Raw genomic sequence first — 24,595 nt, forward strand, 5'->3', positions numbered from 1 at the left:
TCTCTTTAAAAGCAAAAAATTTAATAATGTTTATTATGATTAATACATATTTGACATTTGTCACTTAAAATACGAACAAAAAATCGTTGAATGAAAGCAAGCCCCAGTGTTACCTTAGTGTTACCCTTATGTTAACACAACATTAGCAGCGTATCTAAGAAAGCTAATAACAGCCTCTAGTTATTTAAAGTGATTCTAAATTAGGAAAATACTAAAACCTTTAGTGCAACATATTATTGTTCAATTGCACAATCAAGTGTACATTATATTTCTCAAATCTTATAGAATATTTCTATATAATCCAATATCGTTTATTAGAATATCGATTACATAAATTTTGTATCAGAATTATCCAAAAAAAGAACCAAGAATCAGAACAATTATTAAAGAGGCTTAAAATAAGAAAGCCTTTGTTGTAATATATTCTAAGAAAAATTCTAATTATCAAAATTTCCTTAATTCATAAGTATTATGTAAAATACATAAAATTTGTAACTCCTTATCATATTGACACTTATTTTGAAAAATATACTTTTTCCTATCTTTGAAACGTTATTGAGTTTGAATCTATTTGTAATTATATTGTTAAGTATGTCCATGGTGTTTTCAAATTTAGGCTCAACATTTTTAATGTTGAAAGGGGAGAGATTAATTCTTATAAAGAAATTTATCTATATTTTCCCGATTTTGTTTTTTCTGGTAGTTTCAACTGCCAGCAGTTTTGCAACCGTTTACTATATCAGTAATTCCGGAAACGACAGTAATTCCGGAACCAGTCCCACCGAGGCCTGGCAAACACTGAAAAAAGTAAACAGCTTTTCTCCCGGTCCGGGAGATCAAATCCTCTTTAAAAGGGGGGACAGCTGGGTTGGAACTATTGAAGTTAAAGCTTCCGGAACCAACGGAAGTCCAATCCTTTACGGTGCCTATGGCTCCGGCAACAGACCGGTAATATATGGTTCTGAAACAATTAGCGGTTGGACAAAACATTCCGGGAATATTTTTAAAGCCACGTTTAGTTCCAACGTCGAACAGTTGTTTGTCGATGGAGAAAGACTGGTACTGGCCAGGTACCCTAACAGTGGCTATACCAATGATTCTTATTCCTCCGCATGGAATGGTGCTACTTCAATCGGAAGAAAATCTGCTTACATAATGGGATCATCTGTTGTCAGTCTTCTTGGCAGCATTATTGGTGTAAACGGAACACTGTTAACAAACAAACTGGCTTTCCTCGATTCCGCCGGTGAGTGGTATTACGACAGCGGGAATAATACTGTATATCTGTGGTCGCCGGGAGGAGATTCCCCTGACAACTATATTGTCCGAGGTTCTACTTTGAAATACGGTGTTAACCTGAACGGTAGAGATTACATCACGATTGAAAATATAAACATAAGGGATTCTTATGACAAAGGAATCTATGGGTATGGTTCAAATGATATTACTGTAAACTCATGCGACATCAATTATATCGAACAGTATGGGATTTATATTACAGCTGCAAAAAACTCTGAAATCACAAATAACATCATCTCCAATATAAACAGGAATGGAATATGGATGCATTCGGCTAACTCTCTTGTTGAAGGCAACACCATTTCAAATATAGGGTTGTTTGAAAATTTTCATAAACTGGCAAATGGCCAACAGGTAGGTACAGCAATAATGTCAAGAGCCAACGATTGTACCATTAATTATAATACCATTGACAAATCCGGGTATTGTGGGATTAACTTCTGGGGGAAAAATACCATGGTAAAATATAACTACATCAATAATGCCATGTATGTTCAGTCAGACGGAGGTGCAATTTATACCTACAATGGGCCTTACTATTCAGACCCTGCTTCGGCCGGTTCGGAAGTTCATTATAATATTATTCAAAACAGTAATGGTTCCAATGCAGGGTATACAACAAAGTGGGGCGATGCACATGGTATTTATATGGACGATAAAATACACGATGTATCTGTAAAATACAATACCGTTACAGGATGTTTAAACGGTGGCGGAATATTCCTTCATATTGCAGGAAAAATTGATGTACAATACAATACCGTTGTTGACTGTGCTGTTGGTCTTTTAACTTCAGGGGAGGCAGCAAACAGTTATTATTATAATAATATAGTTTACGCTTTCGACAAACCCGGGAATACAGTTTGGTGGACAAATTCGCACCAAAGAATGACAAAAGTAGATGGCAGGGCAATTTCAGTTTATAACAATAACAAATTTATCCATCACCACACAACAACCAATCCGTTTAATAATTCTTTCAGCTTCTCTGAATGGAAAGCATTTACAAGTCAGGATGCCAATTCAACTTTTGATAATTCTGCTTTGGCTGAAGGTGAAACAGAAGTATTGTTTCTTAACAAACAGAAACAAGCAAAATCAATAAACCTGGGTTCTTCTGTTTACAGGGATATTGACGGAAACAAAGTCTCCGGGACCATCACTCTGCAGCCCTTTACCTCAAAAATCCTTATTAAAACAACTTCCGTAAATAATACAAACCAGAGTCCTGAAATACAGGGACAGGTATTTGAAATCAATTCAGATATCCCGGCAGACGGAGTAGTTGGACAGGTGACGGCAACAGACCCCGACCAGGACCAGCTTGAATATACCATAACCGGCGGAAATACGGAAAATCTGTTTTATATCAATACTTCTTCAGGGGAAATTCTTGCCAAAACAGACATCATGGCAAACGAAGATAAATCTGTGGAGCTTGTTGTGACTGTTACTGACAATGCGGCAAGTCCGTTGTCGGCTTCAGCAATTGTAACAATTAACATTGTTGCACCAGCAAATAACGACGAAACAAATGTAACCCCTGGTGATTTAACGGCACCCGTTATTTCGGATTTCTCTGTACCGGAAACAGCTTCTTCTCCGGAAATACCTGTTTTAACTTTGGAAGCTTCTGACAATACCGCCATTACAGGGTATTTGATTACTGAATCTGAAAATACCCCTGCAGCTGACGACCAAAACTGGTCGGCCTCGGTTCCTGAATCATACACTTTTACTTCAAGCGGCTCCTTTGAACTGTTCGCATGGGCAAAAGATGAAGCCGGAAATGTATCAGCACCGGCAACTGCAACTATAGAAGTCATATTGGATAATTCTATCGTTGAATATGTAACAATTTGTGAAGGGGAAGATTATTTGGGCTGGATGAAATCAGGTATTTATGAGCATTCCCGCACGACAAATGAGCTAACATCTGAAAACTTAATCGAGAACTCAGACTTTACTTCCGGAAGCGCCGGATGGAGATACTGGGGAGCAAGCGGTTACAAATTAGAAGTAAGCACCAATAACGATGAATTCGTTTCGGCTCCTGCAAGTTTACAGGTGTATTGTAAACAGAACAGCACAAATAATGCATCACTACATTTAATAGTTGGAGATAATATACCTCTAGAGGAAGGCAAAACATATGAATTTTCATTTTATGCCAAAGCGACTAAAACATTCAGAGTAGGTAGTATATATGCTCACGAGTGGAAATATCCGTGGGGAAAAACCGGTATTTTTAAGGACAAAAATCCTGTAATTACAGAAAGCTGGGCGAGGTACAATTTAAAGTTTATTGCCACTACAACCACAAATCATACTCAAATTCGATTTTATCTGGGAAATAGCCTTCCTGTGGGGGAGTCGCTTTTTCTTGATGATGTTCTGTTTTACGAATCTTCAGCTACGCAGCAAACCACTGAACAAAATGTCATAACCTATTTGACTGTAAATCCGATCCAGTATTCAACCGAAACGATTACGATAACCGAAGGAGAGAATTATCAGGGATGGACCGACAGTGGGCAATACGAACGTACTCTAACCGCTTCCACAGGCTGTGACAGTGTTGTTACAACAATTTTAGTGGTTGAGTCTTTAAATAATAAATCAGCTGAGATCAATTCACAACAACAACCCCAAATAAATCAAAAAACCACATTTGAAGATTTTATTATTTATCCAAACCCGGCGAATTCATACGTGCATATCAACTTTTCTTATGTTCCAACAGATAAAACTACTGTCGAAGTAATTAACAATAGTGGAGAGATTTTATTTACGCATCTAATCGAAACCACATTAAATAAGATCAATTTGAATCATCTTTCTCCGGGGCTTTACTTTATTAACCTAAGAAATAAACATGGTACAAATACCCAAAAACTGATAATAAAGTAGCATAAAAATCCCATAATTTCCTTATAAAAAAATATAAATAGTTTCCCTTTAAAATCTTTATTTGCCGATATAAAAAAACACATTGTTACTAACATAATAATGTGTTTTTTTATGGTAATTACATCCAATAAAAAAACCTTTTTTACTGAGTTGCATTAATCCTTTTTGTCATAAACAACACACTTCCTTAATATCATTCATACTGACTTCAGATTAATTATCAGCACTCTACCTATACCAAAATAGGCATTCTGTCCTATTCCAATTTTGGACAAATTAATACTTTTGTCTCGATACAAAATCAAATTGGACGTTTAAATATTTTACTTATGTTTTTAAATTGGAATGACAATGCCCGTACTACGGGTGCTTGGGACTTATTTATTAAAAATAAATTATGTCTGCTTAAAAAATTAAGTTTTTCACTCATTTTTCTGGCAATAACCTCTGCCAGTAGCTTTGCAACCGTTTACTATGTCAGTAATTCCGGAAACGACAGTAATTCCGGAACCAGTCCCACCGAGGCCTGGCAAACACTGAAAAAAGTAAACAGCTTTTCTCCCGGTCCGGGAGATCAAATCCTCTTTAAAAGGGGGGACAGCTGGGTTGGAACTATTGAAGTTAAAGCTTCCGGAACCAACGGAAGTCCAATCCTTTACGGTGCCTATGGCTCCGGCAACAGACCGGTAATATATGGTTCTGAAACAATTAGCGGTTGGACAAAACATTCCGGGAATATTTTTAAAGCCACGTTTAGTTCCAACGTCGAACAGTTGTTTGTCGATGGAGAAAGACTGGTACTGGCCAGGTACCCTAACAGTGGCTATACCAATGATTCTTATTCCTCCGCATGGAATGGTGCTACTTCAATCGGAAGAAAATCTGCTTACATAATGGGATCATCTGTTGTCAGCTCTTCCAGTAGCATTATTGGTGCAAACGGAACACTGTTAACAAACAAACTGGCTTTCCTCGATTCCGCCGGTGAGTGGTATTACGACAGCGGGAATAATACTGTATATCTGTGGTCGCCGGGAGGAGATTCCCCTGACAACTATATTGTCCGAGGTTCTACTTTGAAATACGGTGTTAACCTGAACGGGAATGATTATATCACGATTGAAAATATAAACATAAGAGATTCTTATGACAAAGGAATTTATGGAAGTGGCTCAAATGATATTACTGTAAACTCATGCGACATCAATTATATCGAACAGTATGGGATTTATATTACAAGTGCAAAAAACTCTGAAATCACAAATAACATCATCTCCAATATAAACAGGAACGGGATATGGGTATACTCAGCTAATTCTCTTGTTGAAGGCAATTCCATTTCAAATATAGGGTTGTTTGAAAGTTTTCATAAACTGGCAAATGGCCAACAGGTAGGTACAGCAATAATGTCAAGAGCCAATGATTGTACCATTAATTATAATACCATTGAAAAATCCGGGTATTGCGGGATTAACTTCTGGGGGAAAAATACCATGGTAAAATATAACTACATCAATAATGCCATGTATGTTCAGTCAGACGGTGGTGCTATTTATACCTACAATGGGCCCAACTATTCAGACCCTGCTTCGGCCGGTTCGGAAGTTCATTATAATATTATTCAAAACAGTAATGGCTCCAATGCAGGGTATACAACAAAGTGGGGCGATGCACATGGTATTTATATGGACGATAAAATACACGATGTATCTGTAAAATACAATACCGTTACAGGATGTTTAAACGGTGGCGGAATATTCCTTCATATTGCAGGGGAGATTGATGTACAATACAATACCGTTGTTGACTGTGCTGTTGGCCTTTTAACTGGCGCAGAATCAGCAGACAGCTATTATTACAATAATATAGTTTATGCTTTCGACACTCCTGGGAATACAGTTTGGTGGACAGATTCGCACCAAAGAATGACAAAAGTAGATGGCGGTGCAATTTCAGTTTATAACAATAACAAATTTATCCATCGCCACACAACAACCAATCCGTTTAATAATTCTTTCAGCTTCTCTGAATGGAAAGCATTTACAAGTCAGGATGCCAATTCAACTTTTGATGATTCAGCTTTGGCTGAAGGTGAAACAGAAGTATTGTTTCTTAACAAACAGAAACAAGCAAAATCCATAAACCTGGGTTCTTCTGTTTACAGAGATATTGACGGAAACAAAGTCTCCGGGACCATCACCCTGCAGCCCTTTACCTCAAAAATCCTTATTAAAACAACTTCCGTAAATAATACAAACCAGAGTCCTGAAATACAGGGACAGGTATTTGAAATCAATTCAGATATCCCGGCAGACGGAGTAGTTGGACAGGTGACGGCAACAGACCCCGACCAGGACCAGCTTGAATATACCATAACCGGCGGAAATACGGAAAATCTGTTTTATATCAATACTTCTTCAGGGGAAATTCTTGCCAAAACAGACATCATGGCAAACGAAGATAAATCTGTGGAGCTTGTTGTGACTGTTACTGACAATGCGGCAAGTCCGTTGTCGGCTTCAGCAATTGTAACAATTAACATTGTTGCACCAGCAAATAACGACGAAACAAATGTAACCCCTGGTGATTTAACGGCACCCGTTATTTCGGATTTCTCTGTACCGGAAACAGCTTCTTCTCCGGAAATACCTGTTTTAACTTTGGAAGCTTCTGACAATACCGCCATTACAGGGTATTTGATTACTGAATCTGAAAATACCCCTGCAGCTGACGACCAAAACTGGTCGGCCTCGGTTCCTGAATCATACACTTTTACTTCAAGCGGCTCCTTTGAACTGTTCGCATGGGCAAAAGATGAAGCCGGAAATGTATCAGCACCGGCAACTGCAACTATAGAAGTCATATTGGATAATTCTATCGTTGAATATGTAACAATTTGTGAAGGGGAAGATTATTTGGGCTGGATGAAATCAGGTATTTATGAGCATTCCCGCACGACAAATGAGCTAACATCTGAAAACTTAATCGAGAACTCAGACTTTACTTCCGGAAGCGCCGGATGGAGATACTGGGGAGCAAGCGGTTACAAATTAGAAGTAAGCACCAATAACGATGAATTCGTTTCGGCTCCTGCAAGTTTACAGGTGTATTGTAAACAGAACAGCACAAATAATGCATCACTACATTTAATAGTTGGAGATAATATACCTCTAGAGGAAGGCAAAACATATGAATTTTCATTTTATGCCAAAGCGACTAAAACATTCAGAGTAGGTAGTATATATGCTCACGAGTGGAAATATCCGTGGGGAAAAACCGGTATTTTTAAGGACAAAAATCCTGTAATTACAGAAAGCTGGGCGAGGTACAATTTAAAGTTTATTGCCACTACAACCACAAATCATACTCAAATTCGATTTTATCTGGGAAATAGCCTTCCTGTGGGGGAGTCGCTTTTTCTTGATGATGTTCTGTTTTACGAATCTTCAGCTACGCAGCAAACCACTGAACAAAATGTCATAACCTATTTGACTGTAAATCCGATCCAGTATTCAACCGAAACGATTACGATAACCGAAGGAGAGAATTATCAGGGATGGACCGACAGTGGGCAATACGAACGTACTCTAACCGCTTCCACAGGCTGTGACAGTGTTGTTACAACAATTTTAGTGGTTGAGTCTTTAAATAATAAATCAGCTGAGATCAATTCACAACAACAACCCCAAATAAATCAAAAAACCACATTTGAAGATTTTATTATTTATCCAAACCCGGCGAATTCATACGTGCATATCAACTTTTCTTATGTTCCAACAGATAAAACTACTGTCGAAGTAATTAACAATAGTGGAGAGATTTTATTTACGCATCTAATCGAAACCACATTAAATAAGATCAATTTGAATCATCTTTCTCCGGGGCTTTACTTTATTAACCTAAGAAATAAACATGGTACAAATACCCAAAAACTGATAATAAAGTAGCATAAAAATCCCATAATTTCCTTATAAAAAAATATAAATAGTTTCCCTTTAAAATCTTTATTTGCCGATATAAAAAAACACATTGTTACTAACATAATAATGTGTTTTTTTATGGTAATTACATCCAATAAAAAAACCTTTTTTACTGAGTTGCATTAATCCTTTTTGTCATAAACAACACACTTCCTTAATATCATTCATACTGACTTCAGATTAATTATCAGCACTCTACCTATACCAAAATAGGCATTCTGTCCTATTCCAATTTTGGACAAATTAATACTTTTGTCTCGATACAAAATCAAATTGGACGTTTAAATATTTTACTTATGTTTTTAAATTGGAATGACAATGCCCGTACTACGGGTGCTTGGGACTTATTTATTAAAAATAAATTATGTCTGCTTAAAAAATTAAGTTTTTCACTCATTTTTCTGGCAATAACCTCTGCCAGTAGCTTTGCAACCGTTTACTATGTCAGTAATTCCGGAAACGACAGTAATTCCGGAACCAGTCCCACCGAGGCCTGGCAAACACTGAAAAAAGTAAACAGCTTTTCTCCCGGTCCGGGAGATCAAATCCTCTTTAAAAGGGGGGACAGCTGGGTTGGAACTATTGAAGTTAAAGCTTCCGGAACCAACGGAAGTCCAATCCTTTACGGTGCCTATGGCTCCGGCAACAGACCGGTAATATATGGTTCTGAAACAATTAGCGGTTGGACAAAACATTCCGGGAATATTTTTAAAGCCACGTTTAGTTCCAACGTCGAACAGTTGTTTGTCGATGGAGAAAGACTGGTACTGGCCAGGTACCCTAACAGTGGCTATACCAATGATTCTTATTCCTCCGCATGGAATGGTGCTACTTCAATCGGAAGAAAATCTGCTTACATAATGGGATCATCTGTTGTCAGCTCTTCCAGTAGCATTATTGGTGCAAACGGAACACTGTTAACAAACAAACTGGCTTTCCTCGATTCCGCCGGTGAGTGGTATTACGACAGCGGGAATAATACTGTATATCTGTGGTCGCCGGGAGGAGATTCCCCTGACAACTATATTGTCCGAGGTTCTACTTTGAAATACGGTGTTAACCTGAACGGGAATGATTATATCACGATTGAAAATATAAACATAAGAGATTCTTATGACAAAGGAATTTATGGAAGTGGCTCAAATGATATTACTGTAAACTCATGCGACATCAATTATATCGAACAGTATGGGATTTATATTACAAGTGCAAAAAACTCTGAAATCACAAATAACATCATCTCCAATATAAACAGGAACGGGATATGGGTATACTCAGCTAATTCTCTTGTTGAAGGCAATTCCATTTCAAATATAGGGTTGTTTGAAAGTTTTCATAAACTGGCAAATGGCCAACAGGTAGGTACAGCAATAATGTCAAGAGCCAATGATTGTACCATTAATTATAATACCATTGAAAAATCCGGGTATTGCGGGATTAACTTCTGGGGGAAAAATACCATGGTAAAATATAACTACATCAATAATGCCATGTATGTTCAGTCAGACGGTGGTGCTATTTATACCTACAATGGGCCCAACTATTCAGACCCTGCTTCGGCCGGTTCGGAAGTTCATTATAATATTATTCAAAACAGTAATGGCTCCAATGCAGGGTATACAACAAAGTGGGGCGATGCACATGGTATTTATATGGACGATAAAATACACGATGTATCTGTAAAATACAATACCGTTACAGGATGTTTAAACGGTGGCGGAATATTCCTTCATATTGCAGGGGAGATTGATGTACAATACAATACCGTTGTTGACTGTGCTGTTGGCCTTTTAACTGGCGCAGAATCAGCAGACAGCTATTATTACAATAATATAGTTTATGCTTTCGACACTCCTGGGAATACAGTTTGGTGGACAGATTCGCACCAAAGAATGACAAAAGTAGATGGCGGTGCAATTTCAGTTTATAACAATAACAAATTTATCCATCGCCACACAACAACCAATCCGTTTAATAATTCTTTCAGCTTCTCTGAATGGAAAGCATTTACAAGTCAGGATGCCAATTCAACTTTTGATGATTCAGCTTTGGCTGAAGGTGAAACAGAAGTATTGTTTCTTAACAAACAGAAACAAGCAAAATCCATAAACCTGGGTTCTTCTGTTTACAGAGATATTGACGGAAACAAAGTCTCCGGGACCATCACCCTGCAGCCCTTTACCTCAAAAATCCTTATTAAAACAACTTCCGTAAATAATACAAACCAGAGTCCTGAAATACAGGGACAGGTATTTGAAATCAATTCAGATATCCCGGCAGACGGAGTAGTTGGACAGGTGACGGCAACAGACCCCGACCAGGACCAGCTTGAATATACCATAACCGGCGGAAATACGGAAAATCTGTTTTATATCAATACTTCTTCAGGGGAAATTCTTGCCAAAACAGACATCATGGCAAACGAAGATAAATCTGTGGAGCTTGTTGTGACTGTTACTGACAATGCGGCAAGTCCGTTGTCGGCTTCAGCAATTGTAACAATTAACATTGTTGCACCAGTAAATAACGACGAAACAAATGTAACCCCTGGTGATTTAACGGCACCCGTTATTTCGGATTTCTCTGTACCGGAAACAGCTTCTTCTCCGGAAATACCTGTTTTAACTTTGGAAGCTTCTGACAATACTGCCATTACAGGGTATTTGATTACTGAATCTGAAAACACCCCTGCAGCTGATGACCAAAACTGGTCGGCCTCGGTTCCTGAATCATATACTTTTACTTCAAGCGGCTCCTTTGAACTGTTCGCATGGGCAAAAGATGAAGCCGGAAATGTATCAAATTCAGTTTCTGCATTAATCACTGTTGTTTTTCAAGATGATTCTTCTCCATTTTCTGAATACCTATTTGAAGAAGCTTCGGGAGCAACAGTTATCGACTCAAAAGGATCAAACGACGGCTCAATAATCAATGAAGAAAACAGATGCGAAGGTGCCGTTGCAGGCGGTCTGCAATTCACAGGTAAAGGCCACATTAATCTGGGACACTGCTTTTGTGAGGTACAAGATCAGCTGACACTTAGCGCATGGGTAAAACCGGATGCAACATATACAGACTACCAGGGTATTATTATGCACGGAGGACCAAACGATGATACATATGCAATGTATATTAACGCTGCATACAAACGTATCGCTTTTAAAACAACCGGTACAACTTCTGCTGCATGGTTCTTTGTTGATGATATTGACATTTGGAATGGCGGATGGCACAACATCACACTCACATACGATGGAACACAAAAAATTATCTATGTTGATAATGTTAATGTTGCTTCAAAAAACGAAAGTGGAAATATTGCCTCTGGCCTTGGATACAACCTGCTGGTTGGAGCTGGAAGGGATACCGAGACTCCTTCCCTGCTTTACAAAGGTGCAATCGACGAGGTAAGAATATATAACTACGCACTTTCTGCTGACGAAGTGGGTAAAATATTTAACATGGTTCAAAAAAGCCCTGAAACGGTTTACTCTACTGAAAGTATTGAAATTTGCCAGGGTAGCGAATATCTTGGATGGACCCAGGCAGGTACCTACGAACGTACACTTACTGCTTCCAACGGAGCCGACAGTATTGTTACTACCGAATTAACAGTAAATCCAACATACGAAATCACTGAAGAAATTACTATCTCTGAAGGTGAAAGCTATCTTGAGTGGACCGAAGAAGGTGAATACAAAAGAGTATTGAACTCTTCAACAGGTTGTGACAGTACTGTTACTACCATTTTGACCGTTCTGAAAACAATTTACACTTCAGAAAATATTGAAATTTGTCAGGGCAGTGAATACCTCGGTTGGACAGAAACTGGTACATATCAACGTACTCTTACCGCTTCCAACGGAGCCGACAGTATTATTACTACCGAATTAACAGTAAATCCAACATACGAAATCACTGAAGAAATTACTATCTCTGAAGGTGAAAGCTATCTTGAGTGGACCGAAGAAGGTGAATACAAAAGAGTATTGAGCTCTTCAACAGGTTGCGACAGTACTGTTACTACTATACTCACTGTTCAAAAAGTTTACTCTCCTTTCTCAGAGTATTTGTTTGAAGAAAACTCAGGAACCTCTGTTTTTGACTCACAGGGAAAAAATGATGGTACAATCATAAACAGTGAAGTCAGGAGTGAAGGGGTGATTGGCGGTGGACTGGAATTAAATGGAACAAACTACGTAAGTTTGGGTCAGTGTTTTGCTGAAAACGTTGAAAATCAGTTGACATTAAGCGCATGGGTAAAACCGGATGCCACCTCAACCGGCTATCAGGGAATTATTATGCACGGTGGACCAAACGATGATACATATGCAATGTATATTAACGCTGCATACAAACGTATCGCTTTTAAAACAACCGGTACAACTTCTGCTGCATGGTTCTTTGTTGATGATATTGACATTTGGAATGGCGAATGGCACAACATCACACTCACATACGATGGAACACAAAAAATTATCTATGTTGATAATGTTAATGTTGCTTCAAAAAACGAAAGTGGAAATATTGCCTCTGGCCTTGGATACAACCTGCTGGTTGGAGCTGGAAGGGATACTGAGACTCCTTCCCTGCTTTACAAAGGTGCAATCGACGAGGTAAGAATATATAACTACGCACTTTCTGCTGATGAAGTAGGCAAAATCTTCAACATGGTTCAACAAGGCCCTGAAACAGTTTACTCTACTGAAAGTATTGAAATTTGCCAGGGCAGTGAATACCTTGGATGGACCCAGGCAGGTACCTACGAACTTACACTTACCGCTTCCAACGGAGCCGACAGTATTGTTACTACCGAATTAACAGTAAATCCAACATACGAAATCACTGAAGAAATTACTATCTCTGAAGGTGAAAGCTATCTTGAGTGGACCGAAGAAGGTGAATACAAAAGAGTATTGAGCTCTTCAACAGGTTGCGACAGTACTGTTACTACTATACTCACTGTTCAAAAAGTTTACTCTCCTTTCTCAGAGTATTTGTTTGAAGAAAACTCAGGAACCTCTGTTTTTGACTCACAGGGAAAAAATGATGGTACAATCATAAACAGTGAAGTCAGGAGTGAAGGGGTGATTGGCGGTGGACTGGAATTAAATGGAACAAACTACGTAAGTTTGGGTCAGTGTTTTGCTGAAAACGTTGAAAATCAGTTGACATTAAGCGCATGGGTAAAACCGGATGCCACCTCAACCGGCTATCAGGGGGTTATTATGCACGGCGGACCAAACGATGATACTTACGCTATATATATCAACTCCACATACAAACGTATCGCGTTCAAAACAACCGGTACAACTTCTGCTGCATGGTTCTTCGTTGATGATATTGACATTTGGGATGAAGAGTGGCACAACATTACAGTTACGTACGACGGAACAAAGAAGGTTATCTACGTCGACAATATTGTTGCAGCAACTAAAAATGACAGTGGAAATATAGCCTCAGGTATCGGATATAACCTGTTGATTGGTGCAGGAAGAGATACTGAAACTCCTTCTCTTCTTTACAAAGGTGCAATCGACGAGGTAAGAATTTATAATTACGCACTTTCTGCTGATGAAGTAGGCAAAATCTTCAACATGGTTCAACAAGGCCCTGAAACAGTTTACACTACTGAAAGTATCGAAATTTGCCAGGGAAGTGAATACCTCGGTTGGACAGAAACAGGTACATATCAACGTACTCTTACTGCTTTCAACGGAGCTGATAGTATTGTTACTACCGAATTAATTGTAAATCCAACATACGAAATCACTGAAGAAATTACTATCCAAAAAGGTGAAAGTTATATGGGATGGACCGAAGAAGGTGAATATGTAAGGATTCTGACCTCTTCCACAGGTTGCGACAGCACTGTTATAACAATACTTACTGTTCAAAAAGGAAACGGTAACAATAAAAATGATAATACGTCAAAAGCAAGCAACCTTACTACTGATGCAAGTGCTTTTGATTTTAACGATTTTGAATCGCAAAGGGAATTTATCGTTTACCCAAATCCTGCAAGTTCTTCTGTTACTATTGATTATCCAAGTATTCCGGATATGGGAACTACAGTTGAGATTCTGAGTGGCAACGGACAAGTTGTATACAACGCCAATGTGGAAACAATGATTACAAGAATTGATATAAACAACCTGACACCGGGGATGTATTTTATCCGTTCGGTTAGCAACAATCAGGCGAGTATAAAAAAACTAATCGTAGAGTAGCAGGTAAAAACCTGTTAACCAGACGTCCTTATTAATACCTCACCTCTTAAAAAAGTGAGGATTTAATAGTATCAAATAAAAAAGCCGGATAGTTAAATATCCGGCTTTTTGTTTGAATGATCTATGTCTCGATTTCTTCTTTTCAATAATAAATATTCAACTTATAAACAGGGCCAATCTAAAATTTGGATTTCCCTTCTTTTGCTTTTTCTGAATCTTCATTGTTCATTGTTTCGTACAACTCTTTCCAATCAGGCAATCCTAAAATATTGCGGTCGTCAATATAAAGATCTGCATATATTTTCCGGCTATATGTACCGTCAAATTCTTCTCCTTCAAAGTTATTGTTCACCGCATAAAAAAATAAACCTCGTTTTTCACAAAATTCTACCGCTTTTTCCAAATCCCTGCCGGCTCTGTAGGTCCAAAGTATTAACCTGTGCCCTCTTTCCTGAAACAACTTTAAAGCTTTTATCGCATATGGAATTTCTTTCCCAATAGCCGGATATTTGTGTTTTACAATAGTCCCATCAAAATCAACTGCAATAACCATATATAAGCGGGTAAAATTTCAACTCTTCAAATTTTAGGCAATACTCATTTTGCCCTTATACTCACCATATCCTTTTTTCCAATATTTATTTCCATATCCATAACCTCTGTCAGGCGTTTCATTTATCACAATTGCAGCTTTTTGTACCTTATTAAAATCTACAATCTTGTTGATCTGCCCAATTTGATCTTTATGGCTGTGATTTATTCTTAAAATAAATAAGCTAACATCAGAAAACCTGCTTGTTATAATAGCATCAGGAACCAATAACAGCGGAGCGTTATCAAAAATAATATAATCATATATCTTTCTGACTCTGTCAATTAACCTCTCCAATTTATCTCCGTCAATCAAATCAGACGGATTAGGAGGAACGGGGCCCGCCTGTATAACTGATAAATTTGGCACCGAAGTTGGCATAACAATTTCATCAAATGTTTTTTCGCCCTGGAGATAATTACTTAATCCGGGGGCTTCTTTCAAATCCAGATAATTATGCAAGGTTGGTTTATGCATATCAGCGCCTATAAGTAATACCTTCTTATTTGTTTTTGTAAGAATAGCAGAAAAGTTCGATGAAATAAAAGATTTTCCTTCTCCGGGTATAAGAGAATTTATAGAAACTACCTTAGCACCGGGTTGCTCCAAAATGGCATTTAAATTTGATTTTACCCCCCTGAAAGATTCAGCTATTCCCGAGCGGGGATGATGTATTACAGGTAAATTAACCTTATACTTGTGTTGAATGATTCCTTCGAGCACTGGAATTTTTGTCCCCTTTTCAATTTCCTCTCTTGTTTCAATCTTATTATTAAAAAATCCAATCAAGGTAATTACTCCAAAGGTTAAGAAAAACCCGGCAAAAAATCCAAGCCCGACATTTTTTACCATACTTGGTCCTACATGAAATGCTGCTTCAACCCGCGCGGGATCAATTATCTGAACCTCGGGTGCTATAGAGGCTTTGGAAATAGATGCCTCAGCTTTTTTCTGAAGCATATATGTATACAAATCATTATTTAAATCAAATTCCCGTTGTATGCTAACAAGTTGTTTCTCTGTTTCAGGTAACTTTTTTAACCTTTCCTGAATGGAATTAAACCTTTCCTGCATACTTTCCAGTTTTGTTTCGGTAGCCTTAAGCTGATTTTTTAATGTTTCTTCCAGGCCGTCTCTTGTAATTTTTATTTCTCTTTCCAACTTAATAAAAGTTGGATTTTTTTCCTGCACACTCATACCCAAAACCTCCCTGCGTCCGTAAAGATCCATTAAATCGGAGAGCATTTTTGTCAAATTAGCGTCATTTATACCTATGACAGAAGGACTTACCATCTCCTCTATCTTTTTTGAGTCATCGAGATATTGTTGCAAATCACTATAATAATCGTACTGCAATTGCGTAAGATACTGTTCATTTTCAATCTCTTCCAATCTTTTATAAACAACTTGAGCTTCCTGTCCCAGGTTCATAACCTGATTATTCTTACGGTAATCGCTAAAATTATCTTCTGATGTTTTAAGCGATTTTTGAATTCTTTCCAATTGAGAATCTATAAATTCCATTGAATTATCGGAGCTCTTTTCTTTATTTTGCACACCAAACTGAACAAAAACATTATTCAGCTCATTAATAAAATCAGCCTCTTTCCTTGGATTTGCTCCTGCAATTGATATCACAATAAGATCAGAATTCAAATCCTCGAGACCAATGTTGGTTTTAGCAAGATATTGTTGAGTTAATGAATTGAGATTATTAAATTTTAGAAAATACGTCTCTTCCGGTTTCCCATAACCGGAATTGATGGTAAAATTAAAAAAGTCGTTTAAAAAGGGCTCCCCAAAACTCATCGTTTGCTCAATATTTATCTCCTGTCCGTATCCATTCATAGTGGTTGAACCTTCGATTTTAACAAAATATTGTTTTTCGTTCAGTGGCTCTATTCCAATGAGCACTCCCTCTGCGTTTCTTGCGGTTGGAGGAATAACCAATTCAAATGGCTCATTCTTATAAAGTTCCTTGTTGTACAATAATTCTTTTTTATACCAGCTCGTTTCCCAGTTAAGGTTTTTCAACGCCTTCTGATAGAGAGTATAAGACTGCAAAATACCAAGCTGATTCTCAATATTTGTCTTTTTACCCATATTCATAATAGGATTGTCGAATGATAAAACATTGCTTAAATTTGTTTCCTCACCTTTAATCAATATACGGCTACCAACCTGGTATATGTTTGGAGAATTTTTATATTTAAAATAACCAATTGCAACAAATATTAAACAAACTGCTACAAACCATGGCCATTTTTTCAAATATTTTAGAAACAAATTCCTGGTTTGTTTCTTCTCATGAGCATCAATTAAACTAATAACTTCGTCTATTCTTTCCATGGTGTTTGATTTTAATAGTTTGCAATTAAAGTTGCAGCAACCAAAACTGTAGATACTGTTGAAAGTATCAGAGAATAAATGTTGTTATTCTCATTGGAACGTTTATACTTATTTGGTTTGATATAAACAATATCGTTGGGCTGCAAATAAAAAACATCTGAGAGATATACACTCTTATCTGTCAAATTTAAATTGTATGTTTTTGTTACATCCTCGTTATGCCTGATTACTAAAACATTTTGCAAATCGGCATACTGGGTAATCCCCTTCGCCATACTTAATGCATCTATAATATTCAGACTTCCTTCATAATTATAATAGAGTCCGGGACTTTGGACTTCTCCGGTAACATTTATTTTGAAATTCAATACTTTTACCTTTACGTTGGGCTCTTTCAAATATTCTTCGGCCCTTTGCTTAATCCGTTCCTGAGCTTCCAATAAATTTAAACCAGCTACTGCCACCTGTCCTAAGATGGGTAAAGTAATAAATCCCTCCTCTGTAACCATATAACCATTAATATATTGACTGGCACGATCGCCATACATTTGTTGCGTCCCTGATGAAGCACCACTACCTCCCCCTGCTGTACTGGGATTAAATAGTTGGTTAACCTGAGGGTCGAGAGTCAGAATACTTAAATAAAGATTGTCAAACGGCTTTATAAAATATTCGGGAGCTTTTTCGGGAATCTTGTACAAACTAACGTTGTCTCGAAGATCCTGAAACATTGTCAAATCTTTTGAACTTCTACACGAAGTTTGAAAGATCACAATTAATAATAATGCAAAATAAAATATTAGTATTCTCTTCATGGGTAAAATATTGATTTACTAACAAATAATATCGTGTTGCTGATTTTCATTTTTCTTTCATAGAAAACACACATTTTATTCAAAATAACACGCGAAAAAAATTATTGTTGAACTTTGGAGATTTTTTTGTCCCTTTTTTGTTTACTGACCGTTACTTGAAAAGACAACCTTAAAAGTCTTTAGGATAATAATAAAGTCGAGTCCTAATGACCAATTGTCAATATACTCCATGTCCATTTCCATCCATCTGTCGAAGGGGATATTGTTTCGGCCGGATACCTGCCAGGTACAGGTAATTCCCGGGTTAACACTTAATCTCCTATTCAAACTTCGTTTATATTGTTTTACTTCCGAGGGTACCGGAGGCCTTGGTCCGACGATTGACATATCGCCTACCAATACATTAATAAACTGTGGAAGTTCATCTAAAGATGTTTTTCGTAAAAATTTGCCAACCTTTGTAATTCTTGGGTCATTTTTTATTTTAAAAACCGGACCATCTTGTTCGTTTAATTCCATCAGTTTTTCCTTTAAATCTTCGGCATTTGTCACCATCGTCCTAAATTTCAAACACTTAAACAATCTCCCATGTTTTCCAACCCTAACTTGCTTGAAGAACACAGGGCCTCCGTCTTCCAGCTTGATTAATAAGCCAATGGTTAGCATAACAGGCGATACCAGTATTAGTATTACAGTAGCCATAAAAAAATCGACAGCACCTTTAATTTTCAGGGCAATGTAGTTCTCAGGAGTATTTCTGAAAGAAAGAAAGAACTGACGGTTCAGGAATGAAAGTTTTGGATCCAATCCGCCAAACGCTAAAACTTTATTGTGGAGATGGAATCCGACACCAACTTCCCGGCATTCGTTAACAAGCTTTCGAACCACATGGGTATTAAAATCCTGCTTACAGAAAAACACATCATCGATTACCTTTTCATCGATCAATCGGGCAAAGTCCTCATTCTCCGGGTATATGGCATACTTATCTCCAAACTCGTTCTTTATTTTGTCCGAATCAGTTATAATTCCCCAGATTCGATATCCCCAATCGTCTGTTTCAATTATTTGCCGTACAAATGGAGCTCCTGTTTCATCAGCAATAAGCAACAACATCCTTGTGTTGTAGCCTTTCTTACGAAACGAGCGGATTACCATTCGTCCAATAATCTTTTGGATGGATAAAACAAGAAAATCAAGTATTGCAAATTTCATCAAATCTGTTCCCGTGATAGAATTAAAATCAAACAGATGAATCATTATAAAAAGTACAAACGATCCAATAGGAATTAAGAACAAATACTTTTTCAAAATCGTTCTGTACTTCTGCATACGCCCCATTGTCCCCATTTCGAACATTTCGAGCATGGTAAACCATACTGGTATTATTACGATAGCCAGCACAAAATGATCTCTTGTTTCAAGAAAATTATCAACTGTGACAATTCCCTCAAACCATAGCAAAAAATAAAAACTTACTAGCGTCCAAAAAACTTGGGCGATGACGCTCATCCTTTCCAAAGCTGGTTCCCTTTCTTTAATCATGACTTAAAATTTAAAGATTCAATCAAACATAGTTCACAGAAAGAATGACAAATGATTAACCCCTTATTTTTATCAATTCGTCTTCCTTTTATTAAAACACCAGCTCAAAACGCTGGTAAACAATACAATAAACCACAACCATATATTTAATAATTGGATATAAATGTTTGAAGGTTTTATTGCACATACAAGTTACGAATAAAATATCCTTTTTTCCAAATTTATTTCAATCAGATTTTTTGTTTCTTCAATATGGGCTTTTGTTGAAGCACCGAAAAGAACAGATTCAATCTTTGGAAACTGCCCGATATATTCCATTGCTTCTTTGGGTCTTAATGCTCCGGCAGCCAATACCTGCATGGCTATCGGTCTGAATTCTTTTTCGTTCAGATATTTTTCATAAATCTCTTTTCCTCCGGACATACGAAAACCAATTTTATTTATTGAAGAGCAAATAACCGGATTTTCTATTCCTACTGAATTCAGAGCATCAAGTAGTGCAGGCATATTCATTGTAATATAGCCTGGCTCGCTGTTGTATTTTTTTCGAATATAAGAATCGTATGCAGCAAATACATCGTACATTTTCAGGCCAAGAATTAAATCTACCAGCACATTCTGAATAAAAATTACAGGTGTTGAAATTCCGGCGAACATTTTCATTTCTGCATCAACCAACAACTCCATCAGCTTAATAAAGTCTTTGTTTAAATATGCGAGTCCGCCTTTGGCAAAAGTTCCGAAGATATTACCCGGAACATATTGTTTTATGGTTCCAACGATGCCTAATTCAGTAACTGCATTAGCATATTTATGGGCATATGGCATACACGGATAAATTTTATAGTCCTTGTAATTTTCCGGGTTATTCCGGATATGATCACAAATATTAGCTATTCTGTCGTGAGTGGTACACATAAAAGTATTGATACCAAGCGAAATGGTTTGGTCCAACACTCTGATAATTGATGAATCATCTTTAAACCTGATAGACTGTGCTCTTGATTTTTCGTCGGAAAGATGATTTACTGCAAAAAACTGGTTATCTCCAAAAAGTACTTTCTCCATTGTTTCTATTTTTTAGCGTCCTCTAAAATCATTTCAATTACAGAATCGGTGTACATTGCCTGTTCAAAAGAATTGTATTCCGATTGCCGGCTTTGTTCTACACAATCAACAAAATGGTCGATTTGTGCGCTGTATTCTTCTCCGCGCAAATAAAAATCAACGGGGATTGCAAAATCAGTAATATATTTAATTGTCCAGCCTTTTTCCAGATTTTCAGAAGGAACTGCTTTTTTCAGATAAATTTTTATTTCTGTTGCATCGCATACTATCTTCCCGTTTTTTCCCTGCACTGTTATTGAAGTCGACATTTTGCGAAAGGTTTCATCGCTCCAGTTTACAAGCAAAGTACCGCTTAACCCACCTTTTAATTTAAGCAGCGAAAAAACAGCATCTTCAACTCCTTTTGAGTAAATACTCTTTAACAATGTACCCTGTATTTTTTCAGGTCTTCCAATAATTTCCTGGATAAGATTAATAACGTGCGAGGCATAATCGTAAAGACAACCACCGCCTTCTGCAGAGTTGGAACGCCATGTAGATCCTTTTTCTTTGGTTACAACTGGCCCGTATGCTTCTCCGCTAAAATGAACCAGTTCCCCCAATACATTTTCATGAAGCAGCCTTTTCAATTCGCGGAAGGTGCCAATAAAATGATTGTGAAAACCAATCTGGTTTACCAAGCCGTTTTTAACAGCCAAATCTGTAAGTTCTTTTCCTTCTTCAGCAGTTAGCGTAAACGGCTTTTCGCAAAACACATGCACTCCGTTATCCAATGCATATTTAACCATCGGGAAGTGGAATTTGGTGGGAGTTGCTATAACCACAAAGTCGGGTTTTTCTACATCAATCATCTTTTGATGATCTGTATATGTGTTTACCTTGCTGAATTTATTGAACGCATTTAAAACCAGGGAAGATGTATCGCAAACAGCCACCATGTCAACTTTTGCGTGAACTCCAACAATAGCTGCATGCGAGAGCCCCATTTTTCCGAGGCCTGTAATTGCTCCTTTAATCATATTTTTTCAATTTCAAAAAAATTAATATTACATGCCAAAAAAATAGCATTTGGTTTCCTATATTTCTTCTAAATATTTCGGGTCGGATAAATATTCTGACCAACCACCCTACTCTCAGCTTAAACCAAATAGGATGAATTGGTTTTTGTGTTCCGGCAAACCAATCGAATACATTTCCTATAGCAACAATTAAACCTGAATTCAGCTCATTTTTGTGTTTAATTGTCCATTTTTCCTGTTTTGGGCAGGTCATCCCGACAAAAAGAATATCAGGTTGAAATGCATTTATTCGCGCAACCATTTCAAGATTATCTTCTTCCGAAAATTCAGGTTTAAAAGGCGGTGAATAAGCTTCCACAATCAAATTAGGATATTCATCTCTCGCCCGATCTCTAATTTTTTGAAGTGTCTTTTCTGTCGATCCCAGGAAAAACACTTTCCCTCCTTTTTCATTCAGCCGCGATATAAAATGGTAAAACACATCGGGACCCTGGTTACGTTTAATATTTTTACCCTGCAACAGTAACGAAGAAAAAGCAAAATAGACTCCGTCCAGGACCAAATAATCCGTAGCTCTTAGTGCACTTCTAAACTCACTATCTTTGGTAGAAATACCATAGGAATTCGGACTGATCGTATTTATCACTTTGCTCCCGCCGGAATTTATCGATATTTTCGACAGATCATCTGAAAAAACGTTAAATCCCAGGGTGCTGATTTTATTCATATCTATCTAATTAAAATGATTGTATATCAGATTATTTTTCCTAATATATTTGACATCCTGTTTTCAAACTGTATCAGTGTAAACTCCTCTTCAAATTTTTTTCTTCCAGCTTCTCCCATTTTTTTGCACAAATTAGAATCACTTATCAATATTTCCAGTTTCTCGGCCATTAATCGCGGGTCTTTTTGCGGCACCAAAAATCCGGTTTCTGTATCATCAACTACATCCGGTATGCCTCCCTCGAAAGTTGAAATAACGGGAAGTTTGTTTTGCATAGCTTCCAGTAATACTAAAGGCAAACACTCATTTGGATAAAAAGTTGGGAATGCAAAAACATTTGCCTTGGAAAATATCTCTTCTTTTTCAGTTCCAAATTTCTTTCCCAAATAATTAACGCTATTATTAAGACCAAGCTTTTGAGCTCTTTCGTAAAATTGTGAAGCTGTTATATCTCCTTCACCTCCAACAAAATCGCATTGAAATGGAATCTTTTTTTCTTTTAACAAGGAACATGCTTCAAGCAAAACATATACTCCTTTGGACTCAATCAAATTAGAGAGAAATAATATTTTAGAAACTTCTTTAGAATTATTTGACTCAGCAGGTTTATCTTCTTCTATTTTGTTTGATATTCCGTTTGGACAAATATGTATTTTGTTTTCCGGAACAAAAGCCTGAATATCCGGATACAGATATTTGGATAAAATTATTACATCTGCATTCTGAAATACAAAACGGTAAAAATACCGGTTAATCAAAAATGTACTCCACCTTTTAACTCCTTTATTATGCAAATGGTAAACTCTTTTTATTCGAAATAATTTCAATAGCCCTACTACAAAAATATCCCGGTAAAAAGCGGCTCCTGTTGTAGTCAAAGCCAAATAACATAAATCGGGCTTTTTCTTTCTTAATTCACCTAACAATTTAAACCAGATTTTCACAAAACCACCAATTTTTCTCAGGTTTACCTTACCCGAACTACTTACCTCTTTCGAGGCCATCAGGTTGATATACCTGGCTTCGAATGATTTATTTATAAGTGAGCTTTGTTTAATATACTGCCCAACCACCGATGAACCATGTACTGGTGGCGGAATATGAAGAAGAAATAAAATATTTGGTTTCAAGCTGTCAACTTATTTTTAATTCTGTTAAGGACTGAAAATCTCTTCCGAAATTCTTTTGCCACAACTTTATTAACAATCAGGTTATCATCAAATAAAAACTCTCTTTTTGTTTCATCCCCAAAATGCGCATCAAATTGATTCATCGATTTTGTATGAGTAGCTGTTTCGCCAAAACCAATATTCTTTATTTTTGATTCTTTGGGGAAAACAGTAAACAAATTCTTTTTATATTGGTCAAAACACCATCTGATTGCCCATGAGTCAATTTTTCCATTCATTTGTTTCCACAGCATATATGGCAAATCAGAACCTCCACGCATAAACTGAAAATGTTCAACCGGATTCCTTATAAAACGATTATATTCGTTTACCTCCCAGTCTACTTTATTCCAACGATCGGCCCAGGTTGCCCATCCCCACGAAGAAGCTCGGTAGCCTAAATAAAAATCTTTGGAGTAGTCCGTCAGCGATGGTAAATCCATTGTATAACCTGATACAGAAAATGCTTTCTCCTGGTTTGCATAAAAATCCAGGGCCTGATTCATAAAATCCAAAAAATTTGGAGATGTAATCAGATCATCTTCCAATACAATTACTTTTCCCGAACGCTGTATGACAGATGAAACACCTGATATGATGGATTTTGCAAGTCCCTTATTTTCTGGCGATTCTATAATTTCAAGCGATTTAAACCCTTTTATGGTTTGTATAAATTTTCTTACCTCGGCTACTTTTGCGGAAGCTGCCTCTGTTTTTGCTCCATCCGAAAAAACAATCAAGTCACTCCCGGAGGCTAAATAGTTCTCCTGCAAAGCTTCAACGGTTTGTTTTGTTTCAGAAAGTCGATTGTATGTAAAAAGACAAATCGGAGAAGGCATTATTTTATGTCGTTTATTCAAACTGCTATTTTTCTTTAACAAAAAAACGTTGT

The 24,595-nt window shown here is 37.2% G+C and carries 12 protein-coding genes; 3 read left to right on the forward strand and 9 right to left on the reverse strand.

The window, feature by feature from the left end; translation table 11 throughout:
* The first annotated feature begins 561 nt into the window (after positions 1 to 561).
* The 3 genes from GM418_RS09640 (at position 562) to GM418_RS09650 (ending at position 14,419) form a co-directional block, all read left to right on the forward strand.
* Positions 562 to 4,209, forward strand: coding sequence for a right-handed parallel beta-helix repeat-containing protein (locus GM418_RS09640; protein ID WP_158865503.1), 3,648 nt, complete (start codon positions 562 to 564; stop codon positions 4,207 to 4,209).
* 329 nt (positions 4,210 to 4,538) lie between these two features.
* Positions 4,539 to 8,156 carry a right-handed parallel beta-helix repeat-containing protein gene (locus GM418_RS09645; RefSeq protein WP_158865505.1) on the forward strand — a complete coding sequence of 1,206 codons (3,618 nt, stop codon included), beginning with the start codon at positions 4,539 to 4,541 and terminating at the stop codon, positions 8,154 to 8,156.
* Positions 8,157 to 8,485: 329 nt separating this feature from the next.
* Positions 8,486 to 14,419, forward strand: a complete 5,934-nt coding sequence (locus tag GM418_RS09650; protein WP_158865507.1) for a LamG-like jellyroll fold domain-containing protein — start codon at positions 8,486 to 8,488, stop codon at positions 14,417 to 14,419.
* Positions 14,420 to 14,597: 178 nt separating this feature from the next.
* Here the strand turns inward: GM418_RS09650 and GM418_RS09655 are convergent, their stop codons facing one another.
* The 9 genes from GM418_RS09655 to GM418_RS09695 form a co-directional block, all read right to left on the reverse strand.
* Entirely contained in the window at positions 14,598 to 14,972 is a 375-nt protein-coding gene (locus GM418_RS09655) for a BT0820 family HAD-type phosphatase (RefSeq protein ID WP_158865509.1), read from the reverse strand.
* A gap of 33 nt (positions 14,973 to 15,005) precedes the next feature.
* Complete coding sequence (locus tag GM418_RS09660; protein ID WP_158865511.1) at positions 15,006 to 17,360, reverse strand: GumC family protein; 2,355 nt, start codon at positions 17,358 to 17,360, stop codon at positions 15,006 to 15,008.
* A gap of 11 nt (positions 17,361 to 17,371) precedes the next feature.
* Positions 17,372 to 18,091 (reverse strand): polysaccharide biosynthesis/export family protein, encoded by a 720-nt coding sequence (locus tag GM418_RS09665; protein WP_158865513.1) that lies wholly within the window; start codon positions 18,089 to 18,091, stop codon positions 17,372 to 17,374.
* A gap of 225 nt (positions 18,092 to 18,316) precedes the next feature.
* Positions 18,317 to 19,720, reverse strand: a complete 1,404-nt coding sequence (locus tag GM418_RS09670) for a sugar transferase (RefSeq protein ID WP_158865515.1) — start codon at positions 19,718 to 19,720, stop codon at positions 18,317 to 18,319.
* A gap of 192 nt (positions 19,721 to 19,912) precedes the next feature.
* A complete protein-coding gene (locus GM418_RS09675) occupies positions 19,913 to 20,788 on the reverse strand; it encodes a hypothetical protein (protein ID WP_158865517.1) in 876 nt (291 codons plus the stop codon).
* Between the two features lie 5 nt (positions 20,789 to 20,793).
* Positions 20,794 to 21,807 (reverse strand): Gfo/Idh/MocA family protein, encoded by a 1,014-nt coding sequence (locus GM418_RS09680; protein WP_158865519.1) that lies wholly within the window; start codon positions 21,805 to 21,807, stop codon positions 20,794 to 20,796.
* Positions 21,800 to 22,534 carry a WecB/TagA/CpsF family glycosyltransferase gene (locus GM418_RS09685; protein ID WP_158865521.1) on the reverse strand — a complete coding sequence of 245 codons (735 nt, stop codon included), beginning with the start codon at positions 22,532 to 22,534 and terminating at the stop codon, positions 21,800 to 21,802. Before GM418_RS09685 ends, GM418_RS09680 begins: the two co-directional genes overlap by 8 nt.
* A 26-nt stretch (positions 22,535 to 22,560) precedes the next feature.
* Positions 22,561 to 23,664 (reverse strand): glycosyltransferase family 4 protein, encoded by a 1,104-nt coding sequence (locus tag GM418_RS09690; RefSeq protein ID WP_158865523.1) that lies wholly within the window; start codon positions 23,662 to 23,664, stop codon positions 22,561 to 22,563.
* The gene (locus tag GM418_RS09695; protein WP_246222827.1) at positions 23,661 to 24,563 is read right to left on the reverse strand and encodes a glycosyltransferase; all 903 of its coding nucleotides are present in this window, start codon (positions 24,561 to 24,563) and stop codon (positions 23,661 to 23,663) included. The genes GM418_RS09690 and GM418_RS09695 overlap by 4 nt, the downstream gene beginning before the upstream one ends.
* Positions 24,564 to 24,595: the final 32 nt, after the last annotated feature.

It is taken from the genome of Maribellus comscasis (assembly GCF_009762775.1).
Classification (GTDB): domain Bacteria; phylum Bacteroidota; class Bacteroidia; order Bacteroidales; family Prolixibacteraceae; genus Draconibacterium; species Draconibacterium comscasis.